The following is an 18,481-nucleotide window of genomic DNA, read 5'->3' on the forward strand; positions in this document are numbered from 1 at the left end:
CGGCGCAACCGCCGCCGGTGACCGCAATACAGGAGAGAAGCATGTCGGATAATCAAGACGATAGCATCGACGACGACCCATGGGGCGCGGCGATTGCCGAGCAGGCGCAGGCCGAGGCCGAGGCGCTCGAGAAGCAGCAGGCCCAGGCGGCCAGCGCGGCCGTGTTCAAGGACTTTTCCAGCACGCCGAGCCGGACCGAGACGCACAACGATATCGACTTCATCCTCGACATCCCGGTCCAGCTGACGGTGGAACTGGGCCGCACCAAGATCGCCATCAAGAACCTGCTGCAACTGGCGCAGGGCTCGGTGGTGGAACTGGACGGCCTGGCCGGCGAGCCGATGGACGTGCTGGTCAACGGCTGCCTGATCGCCCAGGGCGAGGTGGTGGTGGTGAACGACAAGTTCGGTATCCGCCTGACCGACATCATCACGCCGTCCGAACGTATCCGAAAACTGAATAAATGAAGCACGGCCCATTCCTTACCCTAGTCCTCGCGGCGGCCTTGGCCGCCGCGCCCGCAATGGCCCAGCGCAGCGTGTCCGGCACCATCGGCGGCGCAGCGCATGCAAGCGGCGCCACCGCCGGCACGCCGGCGGCCGGCGCCCCGGCCGCGGCTCCGGCTGCCGCCGCGGCGGTCGAACCGCCGGCCGCATCCGCCCCAGCCGTCGCGCCCCCGCCGGCACCGGCCCAGGCCGCCGCCCCGGCCGGCCCGCTGGCGATGACCATCCCCACCCCGCAGCCGACCGCCACCAGCACCGGCGGCGTGCTGCAAACCATCTTCGCGCTGATGTTCGTGCTGGCCCTGCTGGTCGGCGCGGCCTGGGCGCTGAAGCGCTTCGGCCCGAAAAACTTCGGCGGCGGCAACAGCAACGTCAAGCTGGTCGGCGCGCTGAGCGTCGGCGCGCGCGAGCGCATCCTGGTGGTCGAGGTGGGCGAGCAATGGATCGTGGTCGGCGCCTCGCCGGGCCGCATGAACGCGCTGGCCACCATGCCGCGCCAGGAAAGCACCGAAGCGGCCGTCAACACCCCGCTGCCGACGGCCAACTTCGCCGCCTGGCTCAAACAAACGATAGACAAGCGCGATGGCAAATAAGCAGGTCCTCAAATCCCTGCTGATGCTGGCCGCGCTGGGACTGCCGCTGGCGGCGGCCGCCCAGTCCAGCATCGGCATCCCGGCCTTCACCGCCACGCCGGCGTCCGGCGGCGGCACCAATTACACGCTGCCGATCCAGACCATGCTGCTGATGACGGCGCTGACCTTCATCCCGGCGGCGCTGCTGCTGATGACGGCCTTCACCCGCATCATCATCGTGCTGTCGCTGCTGCGCCAGGCGCTGGGCACGCAATCGGCGCCGCCGAACCAGGTGATGGTCGGCCTGGCGCTGTTCCTGACCCTGTTCGTCATGGGGCCGACCTTCGACAAGATCTACACCGAGGCCTACCTGCCCTTGCAGGAAAACAAGATCAACATGAGCGTCGCCATGGACAAGGGCGCGGCGCCATTAAAAACTTTCATGATGAAGCAAACCCGGCAGGCCGACCTGGCCTTGTTCGTGAAATTGTCGCGCAGCCCTGCGCTGCAAGGGCCGGAAGACGTACCGCTGCGCATCCTGGTGCCGGCTTTTGTCACCAGCGAACTGAAAACCGCGTTCCAGATCGGCTTCGCCATCTTCATTCCATTTCTGATTATCGACATGGTGGTCGCCTCTGTACTTATGTCGATGGGGATGATGATGATGTCGCCGGCCGTGATCTCGCTGCCGTTCAAGCTGATGCTGTTCGTGCTGGTGGACGGCTGGCAATTACTGCTCGGTTCGCTGGCGCAGAGTTTTTACTAGGAGACGGCGATGACACCCGAAAGCGTGATGACGATGGGCCGGCATGCCATGGAAATAACGCTGATGATCGCCGCGCCCATGCTGCTGGTGGCGCTGATCATCGGTCTGGTGGTCAGTATCTTTCAAGCCGCAACCCAGATCAATGAGGCGACCTTGTCCTTCATCCCCAAGCTGGTCGGCATTTTCGTGGCACTGGTGATCGCCGGGCCGTGGATGCTGTCGGTCATGCTCGACTACATGCGCGAAGTGTTCGGCGGCATCCCCGGCCTGGTCGGCTGAGTCGCAGCCTGAACATTTTGCCAATGTGTAACAGTTTCCGATTAAATAAGAAGTTCGTTTAGAATTGGGTTGTTGGTGCCCGGTGGAAATAAATAGGTAAAACCGCCTCATGATTTCGTTCTCCACTGCCGATATCAACCTGTGGATCGCCGGACTTCTGTGGCCGCTGACGCGGATCATGGGACTGATCGCCGCGTCGCCGCTGCTGGGCAATTCCGCCGTGCCGGCCACCGTCAAGATCAGCCTGGGCGTGCTGCTGGCGATGATCGTCGCGCCGGCCGTGCCCGCGCTGCCGGCCGCCGATCCGATGTCGCTGGCCGGGCTGCTGATCCTGGTGCAGGAAATGCTGATCGGGCTGGCGATGGGGTTTAGCATCCGCATCATTTTTGCCGCGGTGGAGATGGCGGGCGAAATCTCCAGTTTGACCATGGGCCTGGGGTTCGCGACGTTTTTCGATCCCACCACCCAGGGCCGTTCGTCGGCGATCAGCCAGTTCCTGTCGCTGGTGGCGACCATGGCGTTTTTGGCCGTCAACGCCCACCTGGTGCTGCTGTCGGCGCTGGTGGAGAGTTTTTCGACGCTGCCGGTGTCGGCCGCGCCGGTGTACGGCGGCGGCTTCAAGCTGCTGGCCGACTGGGGCGGCAGGATTTTCAGCACCGGTGTGCAGCTGTCGCTGCCCATCGTGGCCGCTTTATTGATTACCAACGTGGCGCTCGGGATCCTGACGCGCGCCGCGCCGCAGCTGAATTTGTTTGGTATCGGGTTTCCGATTACTTTGGGTGTAGGTTTGCTGGTCATCGCCATGACGCTCCCGTACCTGGTGACGCCCGTGCAAAACCTGTTTTTAGATGGCATGGAACGCGTGCGGCTGATGCCCAGAACGTGGTCGCAACGCCCCGAGCAGCTTAAACCGGCAAACTTGCCGGTTCGACCTCCGGGCCTGCGACCATAGCGAAATTCAATAGCCATCCAGTGATTTTTGGTTTCCATGAAGCAAGTTTAAAGGTATCATGGGAGCTCCCGGGAGAACACAGCAATGACTTCGATCGTTATAGATTTCACTACAGACCAGATCGTCAGCCTGTCGACTGCACAGATCGGCCTGTTCACGACCGAAGATATGCAAGCGCTCAATTCCGACCAGCTGGGCGTGATGAGCAGCAGCCAGGTGCGCGCGCTGACCACCGCGCAGCTGGACTTCCTCAACACCGACGCCCTGCCCGGCCTGACCACCGACAACGTGCCGCTGCTGACCTTGCAGCAGGTGGGCGCGCTCAACACGGCCATCATCGCCGCGCTCAATACCGACCAGCTGATCGCGCTGACCACGCGCGAAATGCAGGTGCTGACCAGCGTCCAGCTCAACGGGCTCAATTCCGACCAGGTCCAGGCGCTGGAAACGAACGACGTGCGCGCGCTGCTGTCGGCGCAGGTGGCCCTGCTCGGCTCCGACCAGGTGGCCAGCCTGACCAGCGACCAGCTGGCCGGCCTGAGCACGGCGCAAATCCGCGCGCTCAGCACCGGCGCGCTGGCCGCCATCGCCACCGACCAGATCGCGCTGCTGCCGACGGCGTCGCTGGCGCAGCTGACCACCAACCAGGTCAACGCGCTGACGCCGGACCAGTTGGCGGCCATCACCACCGACCAGATCGCCGGGCTCACTTCGCTGCAAGTCAGCGGACTGTCGACCACCGCGCTGGCCGGCCTCAGCAGCGACCAGATCGGCGCGCTGGAGACCCGCGACCTAGTCTGGATGAGCAGCACCCAGATCGCCGCGCTCAGCGCGATCCAGCTCGGCGGACTGAACTCGGACCAGATCCGCACGCTGCGCAGCAATGAGGTCGCCGCGCTGACCACCGACCAGATCCCGGTGCTGAGCACCGACCAGATCCTGGCGCTGCCGTCGCTGGCGGCGCTGACCTCGGCCCAGATCGCCGCGCTGACCACCGACCAGCTGGCGGCGCTGCGCACCGCCACCGTGGCCCAGCTGACCAGCTCCCAGCTGGCGGCGCTGCAGGCCGGCCAGGTGGCGGCGCTGACCACCGACCAGATCGTCGGCCTGAGCACCGCCCAGGTCGCCACGCTGACAACCGACGTCATCGCCGCGCTGACCACCGAGCAGCTGCTCAACATGGAAACGCGCGACTTTGCCGCGCTAACCACGCGCCAGATCCGCACGCTGAGCAGCGACCAGCTGATCGCGCTGACCACCGACGAGATGGCGGCCATGAGCACCGCCGCCGAGGCCGCGCTGACCAGCGACCAGCTGTCGGTGCTGAGCTCTGACCAGATCGCCGGCCTGAAGTCGCTGGCGCCGCTGACCACCGGCCAGCTGCAGGGCCTGACCAGCGACCAGATCACCAACCTGGAAACCAAGGACATCGCCGCGCTGAGCAGCACCCAGCTGGCGGCGCTGCGCCAGGACCAGCTGCAGGCGCTCAATAGCGACCAGATCATCGCGCTGTCGGCCACGCAGTTTGCCAGCCTGAACAGCGCCACGCTGAACCTGCTGACCACCGACCAGATCCAGCAAATCGAAACCCGCGACATCGCCGCGCTGCGCTCGGTGCAGGTGGCGCGGCTGGGCACCGACCAGTTGGCCGCGCTGACCAGCGACCAGTTCAACGCGCTCACCAGCAGCGCCATCGGCGCGCTCACCACCGACCAGATCGGCGCGCTGACCACCGACCAGCTCAATTCACTGTCGACCCTGGCCGGCATGGCCAGCCGGCAGATCGGCTCGTTCACCACCGCGCAGCTGTCCTCGCTGTCCACGCACAACCTGGCCTCGCTGGCCAGCAGCCAGCTGGGCGTGCTCAACGCCGCGCAAATCCAGTCGCTGACCAGCGACCAGATCATCGCGCTGACCGGCGCCCAGTTCCGCGGCATCAACACCACCGCGCTGGCGGCGCTGACCACCGACCAGATCACCTGGATCGAGACGGCCGACATCGCCGCGCTGAGCACCAGGCAGATCGGCAAGCTGACCACCAGCCAGGTCGTCGTGCTGTCCTCCGACCAGGTGGCGGCGCTGACCTCGGCCGAGACCGCGGCGCTGACCAGCGACCAGATCGCCGCGATGAGCTCGGAGCAGATCGACGCGCTGCGCAGCCTGACCGCGCTGACCACGCAGCAGATCCGCGCGCTGAGCACCTACCAGATCAGCACGCTGAGCACGGGCGACATGAGCAGCCTGAGCACGCGCCAGTTTGCCGCGCTGACCAGCAACCAGCTGCTGGCGCTGACCACCGACCAGATCATCGGCCTCAACAGCGCGCAGATCAGCGCGCTGAGCACCTCCGCGCTGGCCACATTGAGCACCGACGCCATCGCCGCGATCGAGACGCGCGATATCCGCTTCCTGCGCACCTCGCAGATCGCCAGTCTGAGCACCGCGCAAGTGTCGGCGCTGACCCCGGCGCAGCTGGCCGCCTTTACCACGGCCGAAATCCGTTCGCTCAACAGCGACCAGATCGCCGTGCTCAACAGCGACCAGATCGACGCACTCAGCTCGCTCAATCCGCTCAACTCGCGCCAGATCGGCGCGTTGACGACGGACCAGATCCAGCAGCTCTCGACCGACGACTTCGCCGCGCTGCAGACCAGCCAGATCGCCGCGCTGAGCGCCGCCCAGGCCGCCGCCATCACCCTCGGCCAGATCGTCGCGCTGAGCCCGGCCCAGGTGCGCGCCCTGAACACGGACGCGCTGTCCGCGCTCAACACCGACCAGATCGCCGCGCTGACCGTGGGCGACGTCGCCGGCCTGAGCACGCGCCAGATCGCCGTGCTGAGCACGGATCAACTGCTGGGCTTTAGCCCGGCCCAGCTGGCCGCGCTGACCTCGGCCGAGGTGGCGGCGCTGACCACGCGTCAGATCGCCGCGCTGAACAGCGACCAGATCGACGCGCTGACCGCGCTGACCGCATTGAGCAGCAAGCAGCTCGCCGCGCTCACCACCGAGCAGATCGCCACCATGAACACGCTGGATCTGCGCTCACTCAAGTCGAGCCAGATCGCCGCGCTCAATTCGCTTCAGGCCAACGCGCTCACCACCGACCAGATCCCCACGCTGACCGTGGCCCAGCTGAACGCCATCTCGACCGCCGTGATCGCCTCGCTGGCGACCGCGCAGATCGCCGCGCTGACCAACGCCGAGGTGGCCGCGCTGAAGACCGGCCAGGTCAAGGCTTTGACCACCGACCAGGTCGCCGCGCTGACGACGGGCCAGATCAGCAGCCTGACCACGCAGGAAATCGCCGCGCTGACCACCGACCAGAAAGCCGCGCTGACCACCACGCAGCTCGCCGCGCTGAGCTCGCTCGCCAGCTTCACCACGGCGTCGATCGCCGCGCTCACCACGGCCCAGATCGCCTCGCTGCCGCTGGCCATCCTGGCCGGCCTCACCAGCGCCCAGATCGCCTCGATGACGACCGACCAGATCGCCGCGCTGACCACCGATGAAGTGATCGCGCTGACCAGCGTGCAGATCCGCGCGCTGAGCACCGCGCAGCTGGGCGCGCTGACCTCGGACCAGGTGCCGGTGATCGAAGTGGTCGACCTGCAGGCGCTGAGCACGCGCCAGATCGTCGGCCTGACCACCGACCAGCTGGGCGAGCTGACCAGCACCCAATTCGGCGCGCTGAGCACGCTCGCCATCGCCAGCCTGACCACCGCCCAGATCGCCGGCCTGTCGACCGACCAGGTGGCCAGCTTCGGCACGCTGGCACCGCTGACCAGCAAGCAGATCGCCGCGCTCACCACAGCCCAGATCGCCAGCCTGGCGCTGGCCAAGATCGCCACGCTCAAAACCAGCCAGATCGCCGGCATGACCAGCGCCCAGGTGGGCGCGCTGACCACCGACCAGATCGTCGCGCTGAGCACGGCCCAGGTGCGCAGCCTGAACGCCAGCACCCTGGCCGCCATGTCGACCTCCCAGATCGCCGCGATCGAAGTGGTGGACGTGGCCGCGCTCGGTTCCAACCAGATCAACGCGCTCACCAGCGACCAGCTGGCCGCGCTCACCAGCGACCAGTTCGCCGCCCTGAGCACCAAGACGCTGGCCGCCATGGCCAGCAGCCAGATCGCCGCGCTGTCGCTGGCGCAGATCGACAGCCTGGCCACGCTGGCGCCGCTGACCACACGCCAGGTGACGGCGCTGACCACCGCCCAGATCGCCAGCCTCGGTCTGGCGCAGATCGCCACGCTGAAAACCAGCCAGCTCAGCGCGCTCAACAGCGTGCAGACGCAGGGTTTGAACAGCGACCAGATCATTGCGCTGGAAACGGCGCAGATCAAAGGCCTGGCCACCAATGTGCTGGCCGGCCTGACCACCGACCAGATCGTCGCGATCGAGCTGGTCGACATCGCCGTCTTGCGCAGCGCCCAGGTCGCCGCGCTGCGCACCGACCAGGTGGCGGCACTGACCCTGGCCCAACTGGGCGCCTTCACGTCGCAGGAAATCGCCGCGCTGACCACCCGCCAATTGGGCGTCATGACCACCGACCAGATCGCCGCGCTGGGCAGCCTGGCCGGCCTGGGCACCAAACAGATCAGCGGCCTGAACAGCGACCAGATCATCGCGCTGACACCGGCCCAGATCGCCGCCATGAAGACCGCGCAGATCGCCGCCTTCAGCAGCGTGCAGATCCAGTACCTGACCAGCGACCAGGTGCCGGCGCTGACCACGGCGCAAATCCGCGCGCTGTCGAACGCCGTCATCGCCGCGCTGACCACCGACCAGATCCTGGAGCTGACCGGCCCCGACCTGATCGCGCTGAAAACCAGCCAGCTGATGGCGCTGACCAGCGACCAGCTGGGCGCGCTGTCGCTGACGCAGTACGGCACGCTGATCTCCAGCGAGGTCGCGGCGCTGACCACCAAGCAGTTGAGCTACCTGACCAGCGACCAGATCGCCGCGCTGGCCAACCTGACCGCGCTGACCACGCTGCAGATCTCTTCTCTGAACACCGGTCAGCTGATCACGCTGTCGCCGGGGCGCTTCGCCTCGCTCAGCACGCGCCAGCTGCAGGCGCTCAACAGCGCCCAGCTGCCCGGCATCAACAGCGACCAGATCATCGCGCTGTCGACCTCGCAGATCCGCGCGTTGAGCACCAGCCTGCTGGCCGCCATGAACACCGACCAGATCGATGCGATCGAGGCGCTCGATTTCGCCGCGATGACCACCGCGCAATTGCGCTCGCTGACCACCAATCAGATGGCGGCGCTGCTGACCGACCAGCTGCATGCGCTGAGCAGCGCGGCGATCGCCGCCTTCTCGCAGAACCAGTTGCTGGCGCTGAACACGGCCCAGGCTTCGTCGCTGGGCAACCTGTCCGACTACACGACCTTGCAGATCGCCAGCATGTCGACCGACCGCATCGTGGCGCTGACGGCGACCGACTTCGGCGTCATGGGCACGAAACAGATCGCGGCCCTGACCTCGACCCAGTTGTCGGTGCTGAACAGCGACCAGATCGTCGCGCTGAGCGGCCCGCAGGTGGGCGCGCTGAGCACCACCGCGCTCAAGGGCCTGAGCAGCGACCAGATCGCCGCCATCGAAGTGGACGACATTCCCTCGCTGAAGACCGCGCAGCTGCAGTCGCTGCGCAGCGACCAGCTGCTGGCGCTGACCACCGACCAGATGGCCGCGCTGACGACGCAGGAAGTGGCCGGCCTGAAGGCCAGCCAGATCGCCTTGTTGACCCCGGCGCAATTGGCCGCCATCGTCAACATCCGCGGCCTGACGACGGACCAGGTGCGCGTGCTGGGCAGCGACCAGCTGCAGGTGCTGACGCCGGACCAGATCGCCGCGCTGAGCACGCGCCAGGTCGCCGCGCTGAGCAACACCCAGGTGACGGCGCTGACCAGCGACCAGATCATCGCGCTGACCACCGGCGAGATCCTGGCGCTGAACACGCGCACCTTGGCCGCGTTGACGTCGGACCAGATCGCCGTGCTCGAGGCGGCCGATATCGCCGCCATGAAGTCGACCCAGGTGGTGGCGCTGACCACCGACCAGATCGCCGCCATCACCACCGGCCAGATCGCCAGCTTCAACACCGGCGCCATCAGCGCGCTGACCTTGAACCAGACCCGCGCGCTGAGCACCGACCAGATCGTCAACCTGAGCGACACCCAGGTGCGCGCGCTGAGCACGCGCAGCATCGCCGGTCTCAGCACGGACCAGCTGGACGCAATGGAGGTGGGCGATTTCGCCGGCCTGCGCACCAGCCAGATCCGCGCGCTGACGACCGACCAGCTGGTGTCGCTGACCACCGACCAGTTGAGCGCGCTGAACACGCAGCAGGTGGCCTCGCTGAGCTCGGCGCAGCTGAACGCGCTGACGCCGGCGCAGTTCCTGTTGCTGGGCAAGCTCGGTTCGCTCAATACCACCCAGGTGTCGGTGCTGACCACCGACCGCATCGCCGCGCTGACCGATGACCAGTTGGCCGCGCTGACGACGGTCCAGATCGCGTCGCTGAGCAGCCGCCAGATGGCCGCCTTCGACACCCACCAGATCCAGGCGCTGACGGTCAACCAATGGCGCGCGCTGAGCACCTCCGCGCTGCGCGGCCTGTACAGCGACCAGTTGGCGGCGATGGAAGTGGAAGACTTGTCCGGCCTGAAAACCAACCAGATCGCCTCGCTGAGCACGCAGCAGATCTCGCTGCTGAGCATCGACCAGATGGGCTCGCTGACCACCGCCGAGCTCGGTTCGCTGACGGACGCGCAGATCCGCGCGCTGGCCACCGAACAACTCAACGCGCTGAGCACGCTGGGCAACCTGAAGTCGTCGCAGATCGCCGCGATGTCGACCTACCAGCTCAGCATGCTCGACGTCGACCACCTGGGCACGCTGAAGACGGCGCAGATGGCCGCGCTGAGCAAGGTGCAGGTGCAGAACCTCAGCACCGACCAGATCGTCGCGCTGACCGGCGCACAGCTGCGCGGCCTCAGCCTGACCGGTCTGGGCGGCCTGACCTCGGACCAGATCGCCGCCATCGAGCTGGACGACGTGGCAGGACTCAGCAGCGTTCAGCTGAACGCGCTGACCAAGTCGCAGTTCGCCAGCCTGACCCTGGCGCAGATCGGCAGCCTGGTGACGCAGCAGATCGCCACGCTGAGCGCGAGCGAAGTGTCGGCGCTGTCGACCGACCAGATCAACGCGCTGCAAACGCTGGGCGTGCTGACGGCCGGCCAGATGGCGGCGCTGACCTCGGACCAGCTGGCCGGCATCGACGTCGACCACTTCGGCAGCCTGCGCTCGACGCAGATCGCCGGCCTGACGCTCAAGCAGCTGACCCTGCTCAACACCGACCAGCTCGGCTCACTGACGGCAACGCAGGCGCGCGGCCTCAACGTGGCGGCGCTGAACACCGACCAGATCAAGGCGCTGAGCGTGGATTCGGTATCGATACTGAACTCGGCCCAGCTGCAATCGCTGAAGACCAACCAACTGGGCGCGCTGACCGGCGACCAGTTCGCCGCACTGTCGAGCAAGTCGCTGTCGTCGCTGGCGGTATTGCAGATCCGCGGCCTGGGCACCGACCAGCTGGCTGCGCTCGGCACGCTGGCGGCCTTCACCACCGCGCAGATCGGCGGCTTCACGTCCGACCAGATCAGTGCCATGTCGGCCGACATGGTGACCGGCATGCGCACCAACCAGATCGCCTCGCTGGGCGCGGTCCAGGCCGCCGGCCTGACCACCGCCCAGATCTCGACGCTGGACCCGACCCTGGTGGCGGCGATGTCGCTGGCGGCGCTGAACGCGCTGACCTCGGACCAGATCCAGGTCATGGACGGCAACGATATCGTGGCGCTGAAGACGGCGCAGCTCAACGGCCTGACGGCGGCCAGCATCGCCAAGTTCAGCACCGGCCAGATCGCCTCGCTGACAACGGCGCAGGTGCGCTCGCTGAAGACCACGCTGATCAAGGCGCTGACGGTGGAACAGATCGCCGCCATGAGCATCGCCGATGTTGCCGCGCTGGCGTCGACGCAGGTGTGCGCGCTGAGCGCCGAGCAGGTGGCGGCGCTGACCGCCGACCAGCAAGCGGTACTGCCGCTGGGCAGTCCGCTGGTCCTGGACTTGAACGGCGACGGCATCCACACGCTGGGCATCTCGGCCGGCGTCAAGTTCGACCTCTACGCCGACGGCGAGAAGATCAACACCGGCTGGGTCGGTTCCGGCGACGGCTTGCTGGCGTTCGACCGCAACCACGACGGCACCATCAACGACGGTGGCGAGCTGTTCGGCACCGCCACCAGCAGCAGCGCCGGCGGCAAGGCCAAGGACGGCTTCGCGGCGCTGGCCGACATGGACAGCAACCACGACGGCGTGGTCGACGGCAAGGATGCGCAGTTCGGCGACTTGCGCGTGTGGGTCGACGCCAATGCGGACGGCGTCAGCCAGGCCGGCGAGCTGAAGTCGCTGTCCGAGCTGCACATCGCCAGCCTGAACGTGGGCGCCACCAAGGTAAGCGAGCTGGACAACAACAACTGGATCGGCCTGCGTTCGGGCTACACCAGCGACGACGGCACCGTCAGCCAGATGGCCGACGTCTGGTTCCTGGCCAGCCGTGCGGCGCAGGTCAGCGCGCTGACGCAGGCGATCGGCAACTACAGCCAGCAGGCGAATGGCGACAACGCCGGCAACAGCGGCCAGCTGACGCCGCCGTCCGACACGGCGGCAAGCCAGGCATCCGCGGCCAGCCTGGCGGGCCATGTCGCGGCGCTGGCCGAGCAGTTGCAGCGCTATGGCGCGGCCGGCGCCGGCCTGGCCGGCAGCGGCGGAGCGCATGGCGAGGACTGGCTGCACAGGCAGAACGCGGTCACCGGCATCCTGGCGGCCAAGTAGCGCAAGCAGGCCGCGATGGCCCGATCAAGGTCATCGCGGATTTGCGGAAAACCAGCGTGCGGCGGTTCGTCCGGCGTCCGCCAGGTGTGGCTGCTGGCCGGAAGCCCATACGACAAACCCGTCAGGGCGTATCAGCGCGGCGCTCAAGCCGCATTGGTCTTTAGCGCGCCCCGCAACATATTTCATCCGGTCGCCGTATTCAGCCGCCAGCGTTTTCAGCGCGGCATTTGATACGAAATCCAGCAACATCCCCCGGCCGTCATGCATGAGCTCGCCGATCGTCGTGCCGTCTTCCAACTCGAAGTTGGGCACGCTGCAGCCGACCAATGGGTGACCGCCGCCAAGATCGTACTGCATGAAAACACCCCTGACTCTCCCGGCAAAATACGTGGCGCCGTCACGCGTTTCCATCAGGTCGCGCAGGATGGCGCTCAATGCGCGCGCATGGGGATCCGGCCTCATGGCGGCAACCTGCGCGCGCGACCAATCCAGCACCTGCGCGCCAACCGGGTGCCGTTCGGTGTGATAACTGTCCAGCAAGCCTGCCGGCGCATGGCCATGAATGGCGGCGGCGAGCTTCCAGCCCAGGTTCATGGCGTCGCCGATCCCGAGGTTGAGCCCCTGCCCTCCCAGTGGCGCGTGGATGTGCGCGGCGTCGCCGGCCAGCAGCACCCGTCCGTTGCGGTAGCTTGTGGCCTGCCGCGCCCGGTCGGTCCAGGTGGCCGCCACATGCAAAGCGCTGACGGTGACGTCGGTGCCCGAGACGCGGCGCAGCACTTGCTGGACCTGTGCAAGCGTAACGGGCCCCGCGCCATGGGACGCTCCGCCATCGAACTCCTGCATCACCAGGAAGCCCGGCTGCGATTGGAAGTACATGCCGGTCGCCGTCAGGTTCCGGCCTGGGCTGAGCTTCTCCGGATCTGCAATCTCCACCTGGGCGGAATAGCCGGTAAATTCCGGCTCGGTACCGGCGAATTCAAAACCGCCCATTTTGCGGACGACACTGCGGCTGCCGTCGCAGCCGACCAGCCATTTACCTTGGAAAGATTGGCCGTCGGACTCAACGCGCACGCCATCCCCTGTCTGATGCAAGCCGGTGGCGGCAACCCCGCGCTTGATGACGACGCCCAGCGCTTGCGCGCGGCGGGCCAGCACCGTTTCAAGCTCCTCCATCTCGGACAACAGCATGGTGTCGGTCGAGCTTGGAAGGCGGTGCGCCCACTGCGAGGTATCGATATCGTCGAAATAAAATGGAATCCCGGCGAAGTGCCCCGCCTGGCGGCGCGATTGCGCCTTGGCCGTATTGCCGAACGGATCCTTGAGGCGCTGCGGCACCATCAGTTCCTTCAGCACGCCCCGGCGGTAGAACGCCTCGACGGTGGGCGCCGACAGTCCTCGTATGCCGAAAGGAAGCTGCTTCAAGGGCGAGTGCGGGTGCTCCGCCTTTTCCAGCACCAGCACGGTACATTTGGCCAAAGCCAGTTCACAGGCAAGGAAAAGCCCCACGGGGCCAGCCCCGCTAATCATCACATCATAAAACATATACCCAATCCCAATATATACTAAGTACATACAAGGTATGCTATCATTCGCGGCATGTCAATACCAACCGACCTGAGATCCCGCAAGCGTCTCGCCACGCGGCAAAGCATTTCCAATGCCGCCACGCGGCTTTTCCTTGAGCGGGGCTTCGACCACGTCACGGTGGATGAGATCGCCGCAGCTGCGGACGTCGGGCGGATGACGGTGTTCAACCATTTCCCGCGCAAGGAAGACATGTTCTTCGACCGCGACGAGGAAGGCCGCGCGATGCTGCGCGACGCGCTGCGGCAGCGCGATCCGCAGGTCGCGCCGGTCGAGATCTTGCGCCTGCTGGCGCACCGGCTGGTGGCCGAACAGAGTCCTTACGTCAGTTTTAATGCCGACAGCCAGGGCTTCGTCGAGACCATCGAAGGCAGCGAAACCCTGAAGGCCAGGGCCAGGGCGATACGCAACGAACTGTGGCAACTGGTGGCGGAGGCGCTATGGGAATGCGCGGGGCGGGAACCGGACGACGCCGACGCCCATCTGGCGGCCGGCCTGCTGCTGGCGACGTGGACTGTCGCCCTGATCCAGGCGCACCGGATCTATCGACAGAACCGGAATACGGAGGAGGCGCAGGCGGCCTTCCTGTCCATCGTCGACAAGGGAACCCTGGGCGTCAAGGCCGCCGTGGCCGGCACGCCTTACGCCTGAGCGGTGCTCTTCGTCAGGTGATGTAATTGAACAGCGACAATCCGGCCAGGCTCTTGAACGATTTCTGCGCCGCGTCCAGCGTGGTCTGCTGTTGGGTGAACAGCGAGATCGCCTTGACCGTGTCGACATCCTGCAAGTCCGACAAGGTGGTGGCGTACTGCAGGTTCAAATCGTCGCCCGAGCTGTCCAGGTAATCGAGCTCCTTCAGCCGCGAGCCCACCGCCGACTGTACCGACAGCAAGTTATCGGTGGCGTTGTCGACATTCATCTGCGCCTGGTTCAGCTTGTTGTTCAGGCTGGCCTGCCCCGCCGCGCCGTCGCCCGGCGCGCGCAGAGCCGCGATCAGGTCCGACACGGTGGTGAAAATCGATTGCTTGGTGCTGGGCTGCACGGTGAACTGGTCGAGGTCGGCCGGGTCGCCCTTGATGTCGAACTGCAAGCCATCGAACGTGATGTTCTGGCCGCTGACATAGGGCTGCGGCACGGCCGGCACCGGTGCCGCCGGCACCGGCTGGTTCAAGGTGACGTCGGTGACCGTGTAGGTGGTGACCTTGGGCACGCCCGGCGTCGCCGGCACCACCTGGAAATCGATCTGGTACTGGTGCCCGGTCAGCTGGGTGGCGTCCTTGACCGAGCCGGGGCTGATGATGCCGCTGCCGCCGCGGGTGAAATTGCCGGGATCGGCGCCGGTCAGGAAGGTGCCGTTGCCGGTCGCGTTGTTTTCAAACACCGACGAGCCGGAATCGCTGATCGGCAGCTTGCGGGTCGAGCCCACCTGCAGTTCGCGCTGGCCCTGGTCGCCCTGGTAGGCGGCGCCGGTGGCGGTCTGGGTGAACGGCAAGGTGGTCGATTTGTAGCCGGAGAACACATAGCCGCCCACGCCGTCCGAGGTGTTGGCCTGGCCCAGCAGGTCGGCCAGCCGGCCTTCCAGCTCCACCGCCAGCGACTCGCGGTCCTTCTGCGTCATGCTGCCGTCGCCGGCGTTGACGGTCAGCGTCTTGATGTCCTGCAAGATCGAGGTCGAGCTGGCCAGCGCCACCGTCTCCAGCGACAAGGTGCCCTTGGCGTTGGAGCGGTTGGTCACCAGCTGGGTGTTGATCGATTGCGATTGGGTCACTTCCAGCGCGCGCGCGGTGGCGATCGGGTCGTCGGCGGCGGTCAGGTTCTTGCGGCCGGTGGAGAGCTGCGCCTGGGTACGGGCGAGCGCCGACTGCAGCGAGCTGATCTGCCCGACGCCGGTATCGAAGATCGTCTTGGAACTGATGCGCATGATCATGATATTTACCTAATGTTGATCAGTGTATCGAACAGCTGGCTGGCGACCTGCATCACTTTGCCGCAAGCCTGGTACGCCTGCTGGTAGCGTAACAGATTTGCCGCTTCCTCATCGAGATTCACACCGGACACGCTCTCCCGCTGCGCGGTGGCCTGGCTCACGGCGGCGTCGGCGGCGCTGCCGCTGATCTGCGCCTCGCGCGCCTTGTTGCCGACGAAGTTGACCATCTGCGCGTAGCTGGTCTGGTAGGTGGCGTTGCCGTTGTCGAGGATGTTCTTGGTCTGCAGGCCGGCCAGCAAGGCGCCGTTGCGGCTGTCGCCGACGCCGCTGGTGTTGGGGCCGACGCTGAACGTGTCGAGGTCGGCCGGGGTGCCGCTGATGTTGAAGTTGATGCCGCCGAAGCTGATCGCCGCGCCGTCGGTGTAAGGGATCGTTGGCGTGCCGGCCGGATACACGGTGGCCACGCCGTTGACGGTCACCGTCACGTCCTGCGCGGGCGGGAAGCCCGACAGCGTGCCGGTGGCCTTGTCGAAGGTCAGCGTGACCGGCGCGGCCAGCGCGTTGCCCGGCGTCAGGTAGTTGGCGTCGACGGTGCCGGCCGTGATCTTGCCGTTGCCGGCGTTGGTGGTCGGCGCGCTGGTGGCGATCGGCGCGGCCAGCGCGATCTTGGTGCGGTCCTGGATCGCCACGCTGAAGTCGTTGGCGGCGTTGTAGGTCGGCCGCACCAGGAAGTTATCCTTGGTCACCGGCGAACCGCTGATCGTGTAGTCGACGCCGTCGATGGTTTGCGGCACCGTCTGCGGGAAGGGATTGATCTGCGTGATCTGGCCGTCGCTGAGGCGGGTGACGTTGAAATTGGTGCCGTCGAAATCGACGCTGTAATCGCTGGCGGTCAGCTTGCTGGCGTCGGTGACGACGGCGCTGACGGTGGCCGTGCTGAGCGGCGAGTTGTTCTGGTTGACGCCGATGTAGGCGTTGATCGGGCCGAAGAACGGCGTGCCGGGGGCGCCATTCTGGTCCTGGCCCAGCACGTGCTGTGCATTGAAGCTGACGGCCAGCGCGGCCGCCACCTGGCCCAGCGAATTCTGCGCGCGGTCCATGGTGCCGTCGCGGAATTGCAGCAGGCCGCCCAGTTGGCCGCCGCTGAGCACGCTGTCCGGCAGCGGGCTGAAGGCGCCGCTTGCCGTCTGGTAGCCGACGGTGACGCGGCTGGCGTCGGTCGGCGAGGTGGAGGTGCCCAGCTGGAACGCGGTGTTGCCCACCACCAGCGGCTGGCCGGTGCCGATCTCGACGGTCAGCGTGTTGTTGTCGCCCGGGATGACGGTGGTCTTGACCAGCTTGTTCAGCTCGGTCAGCATCTGGTCGCGGTGGTCCAGCAAGTCGTTGGGCGCCTTGCCGTCCGTGGTCAGGCCGGCGATGGTCTGGTTCAGCGCCGCGATCTCCTTGGCGTAGGAATTGATTTCGCCGACGCTGGAGGTGATCTGGCCGTTGACGCCGGACGCGATTTCCGACAGGCGCGCGCTCAAGCCCTGGAAGCGCGAGGCCAGCGAATCGGCGGTCGACAGCATGGCCTGGCGCGATGCCGCCGAGGCCGGGTTCGAGGTGGCATCCTGCACGCCGTTGAAGAAGTCCTGCAGCGCCGGCGACAGGCCGGCGGTCGGGTCGGCCAGCAGGTTGTCGATCTGGCTGACCTGCTTGGTGTAGGCGTCCAGCGAAGCCTGGTTCGATTCGGCGTTGCGCAGCTGGACCGCGAGGAAGTTGTCGTAGTAGCGGCGCACGGCCGTCACCTCGGTGCCGCTGCCGACGAAGCCGAAGCCCTGGTCCTGCGTGGCCGTGTCGGACTGGATCGCGACCTGGCGGCTGTAGCCAGCCACGCCGGCGTTGGTGATGTTGTTGCCGGTGGTCGACAGACCTACCTGGGCTGCCAACAAACCGCTCTTACCGATGCTGAGGAGACTGGACATGATTTTTTACTCTATCTGTGATGGGTTACGGCACATCGCGCAAACCTTAATTGCTGGTCTAACCGGCCAGCGAGCGCTTGATGATGCTGGTCAGCTTGCTGGCGTAATGGGGATCGGTGGCATAGCCGGCTTTTTGCAGCCCCTGGGCGAAGCTGCTGGCGTCGCCCGCGCTGGCCAGGACTTTTTCGTAGCGCGGATTGCTGGCCAGCAGCTTGCCATAGTCCTTGAAGCTGTCGCTGTAGCTGTCGTAGGCGCGGAAGCGCTCGACCCTGGTCTGCGCCTTGCCGTTGACGTATTCGGTGGTGGTGGCCTCGACCACCTTGCCCTTCCAGTCGCCGCCTGCCTTGATGCCGAACAGGTTGTGGCTGTTGGTGCCGTCGCGGCCCTTGATCTCGCGCTTGCCCCAGCCGGACTCCAGCGCCGCCTGGCCCAGCATGAACTTGGCCGGGATGCCGGTCGTGCGGCTGGCTTCCTCCGCATGCGCGCCCAGCTTTTCCTGGAAGTTGCGCACGTGCGAGGGCTGCGTGCTTTTGATGGTGGCTGGCACGGCGCTGTTGTCGTCGACCGATCCCACGGCGCCGGGACCGCCGGCGGCCGCGATGGCGCGCTGCAGCTTGGCGTCCATCAGGCTGGCGGCGCCGGCAAAGCTACCGCCGTTGACGCCGCTGGCGCTGTCGCCGGCCTCGCCGCCGATCGCCAGCGCCTGCTTGTCGGCGGTCTTCGACAGCTGGCGTATCAGCATGTCGGACAGGCCGATGCCCTTCTTGGCGATGTTCTGGCTGGTCTGCTGGTCCAGCATGGTGGTGAACATCTTGGTCTGCTGGCTGTCCATCATGCCGTCCTGCGGCGTGGCGTCGCGCATGCTCTTCATCATCATGTTGACGAACATGGCTTCGAATTGCGTCGCGGCCGTCTTCAGCGCCTCGGGGCTGCCGGCCTTGGCCGACTGGCGCAGGCTGCCCATGTCCTTGACGTCGAGCGCGAACTTGCTGCTGAGGTCGTTGGAGGTGTTGGTTGAGTTCGTCATGAC

General features: G+C 66.3%; 11 protein-coding genes. 7 read left to right on the top strand and 4 right to left on the bottom strand.

Annotation, left to right across the window (positions count from 1 at the left end):
* Positions 1–41: 41 nt before the first annotated feature.
* The 6 genes from fliN to ACSQ3S_RS26875 all read left to right on the top strand — a co-directional run bounded on the left by fliN (position 42) and on the right by ACSQ3S_RS26875 (position 11,976).
* Entirely contained in the window at positions 42–467 is a 426-nt protein-coding gene (gene fliN / locus ACSQ3S_RS26850; RefSeq protein WP_176654192.1) for a flagellar motor switch protein FliN, read from the top strand.
* A complete protein-coding gene (fliO, locus tag ACSQ3S_RS26855; protein WP_436144298.1) occupies positions 464–1,096 on the top strand; it encodes a flagellar biosynthetic protein FliO in 633 nt (210 codons plus the stop codon). Before fliN ends, fliO begins: the two co-directional genes overlap by 4 nt.
* The gene (fliP, locus tag ACSQ3S_RS26860) at positions 1,086–1,841 is read left to right on the top strand and encodes a flagellar type III secretion system pore protein FliP (protein ID WP_176654190.1); all 756 of its coding nucleotides are present in this window, start codon (positions 1,086–1,088) and stop codon (positions 1,839–1,841) included. The genes fliO and fliP overlap by 11 nt, the downstream gene beginning before the upstream one ends.
* A 9-nt stretch (positions 1,842–1,850) precedes the next feature.
* A complete protein-coding gene (fliQ, locus tag ACSQ3S_RS26865; RefSeq protein ID WP_176654189.1) occupies positions 1,851–2,120 on the top strand; it encodes a flagellar biosynthesis protein FliQ in 270 nt (89 codons plus the stop codon).
* Between the two features lie 109 nt (positions 2,121–2,229).
* A complete protein-coding gene (gene fliR, locus ACSQ3S_RS26870) occupies positions 2,230–3,072 on the top strand; it encodes a flagellar biosynthetic protein FliR (protein ID WP_436144299.1) in 843 nt (280 codons plus the stop codon).
* Between the two features lie 84 nt (positions 3,073–3,156).
* Positions 3,157–11,976, top strand: coding sequence for a beta strand repeat-containing protein (locus tag ACSQ3S_RS26875; RefSeq protein WP_436144300.1), 8,820 nt, complete (start codon positions 3,157–3,159; stop codon positions 11,974–11,976).
* A gap of 30 nt (positions 11,977–12,006) precedes the next feature.
* Here ACSQ3S_RS26875 and ACSQ3S_RS26880 read toward each other — a convergent pair whose 3' ends face one another.
* Positions 12,007–13,518, bottom strand: coding sequence for an FAD-dependent monooxygenase (locus tag ACSQ3S_RS26880; protein ID WP_436144301.1), 1,512 nt, complete (start codon positions 13,516–13,518; stop codon positions 12,007–12,009).
* A 54-nt stretch (positions 13,519–13,572) separates the two neighbouring features.
* On the opposite strand from ACSQ3S_RS26880, the gene ACSQ3S_RS26885 reads away from it, so the two are divergent.
* Positions 13,573–14,211: a TetR/AcrR family transcriptional regulator gene (locus ACSQ3S_RS26885; RefSeq protein WP_436144302.1), complete on the top strand. Its 639-nt coding sequence runs from the start codon at positions 13,573–13,575 to the stop codon at positions 14,209–14,211.
* Positions 14,212–14,224: 13 nt separating this feature from the next.
* Here ACSQ3S_RS26885 and flgL read toward each other — a convergent pair whose 3' ends face one another.
* From flgL to flgJ, 3 genes are read right to left on the bottom strand one after another with little or no spacing between them, the layout of a single operon-like run.
* Entirely contained in the window at positions 14,225–15,487 is a 1,263-nt protein-coding gene (flgL, locus tag ACSQ3S_RS26890) for a flagellar hook-associated protein FlgL (RefSeq protein ID WP_176654185.1), read from the bottom strand.
* 5 nt (positions 15,488–15,492) lie between these two features.
* Entirely contained in the window at positions 15,493–17,451 is a 1,959-nt protein-coding gene (flgK, locus tag ACSQ3S_RS26895) for a flagellar hook-associated protein FlgK (RefSeq protein WP_436144303.1), read from the bottom strand.
* Between the two features lie 58 nt (positions 17,452–17,509).
* Positions 17,510–18,478, bottom strand: a complete 969-nt coding sequence (gene flgJ / locus ACSQ3S_RS26900; protein WP_436144304.1) for a flagellar assembly peptidoglycan hydrolase FlgJ — start codon at positions 18,476–18,478, stop codon at positions 17,510–17,512.
* Positions 18,479–18,481: the final 3 nt, after the last annotated feature.

This window comes from Duganella sp. LjRoot269 (assembly GCF_964254095.1).
GTDB lineage: Bacteria > Pseudomonadota > Gammaproteobacteria > Burkholderiales > Burkholderiaceae_D > Rugamonas > Rugamonas hordei.

What these genes read in the sequence shown, in the direction of transcription:
- fliO (WP_436144298.1), top strand. Translation starts at nt 464, where the DNA reads ATGAAGCACGGCCCATTCCTTACCCTAGTCCTCGCGGCGGCCTTGGCC.
- ACSQ3S_RS26885 (WP_436144302.1), top strand. Translation starts at nt 13,573, where the DNA reads ATGTCAATACCAACCGACCTGAGATCCCGCAAGCGTCTCGCCACGCGG.
- flgK (WP_436144303.1), bottom strand. Translation starts at nt 17,451, where the DNA reads ATGTCCAGTCTCCTCAGCATCGGTAAGAGCGGTTTGTTGGCAGCCCAG.
- flgJ (WP_436144304.1), bottom strand. Translation starts at nt 18,478, where the DNA reads ATGACGAACTCAACCAACACCTCCAACGACCTCAGCAGCAAGTTCGCG.
- fliP (WP_176654190.1), top strand. Translation starts at nt 1,086, where the DNA reads ATGGCAAATAAGCAGGTCCTCAAATCCCTGCTGATGCTGGCCGCGCTG.
- fliN (WP_176654192.1), top strand. Translation starts at nt 42, where the DNA reads ATGTCGGATAATCAAGACGATAGCATCGACGACGACCCATGGGGCGCG.
- fliQ (WP_176654189.1), top strand. Translation starts at nt 1,851, where the DNA reads ATGACACCCGAAAGCGTGATGACGATGGGCCGGCATGCCATGGAAATA.
- ACSQ3S_RS26880 (WP_436144301.1), bottom strand. Translation starts at nt 13,518, where the DNA reads ATGTTTTATGATGTGATGATTAGCGGGGCTGGCCCCGTGGGGCTTTTC.
- fliR (WP_436144299.1), top strand. Translation starts at nt 2,230, where the DNA reads ATGATTTCGTTCTCCACTGCCGATATCAACCTGTGGATCGCCGGACTT.
- flgL (WP_176654185.1), bottom strand. Translation starts at nt 15,487, where the DNA reads ATGATCATGCGCATCAGTTCCAAGACGATCTTCGATACCGGCGTCGGG.
- ACSQ3S_RS26875 (WP_436144300.1), top strand. Translation starts at nt 3,157, where the DNA reads ATGACTTCGATCGTTATAGATTTCACTACAGACCAGATCGTCAGCCTG.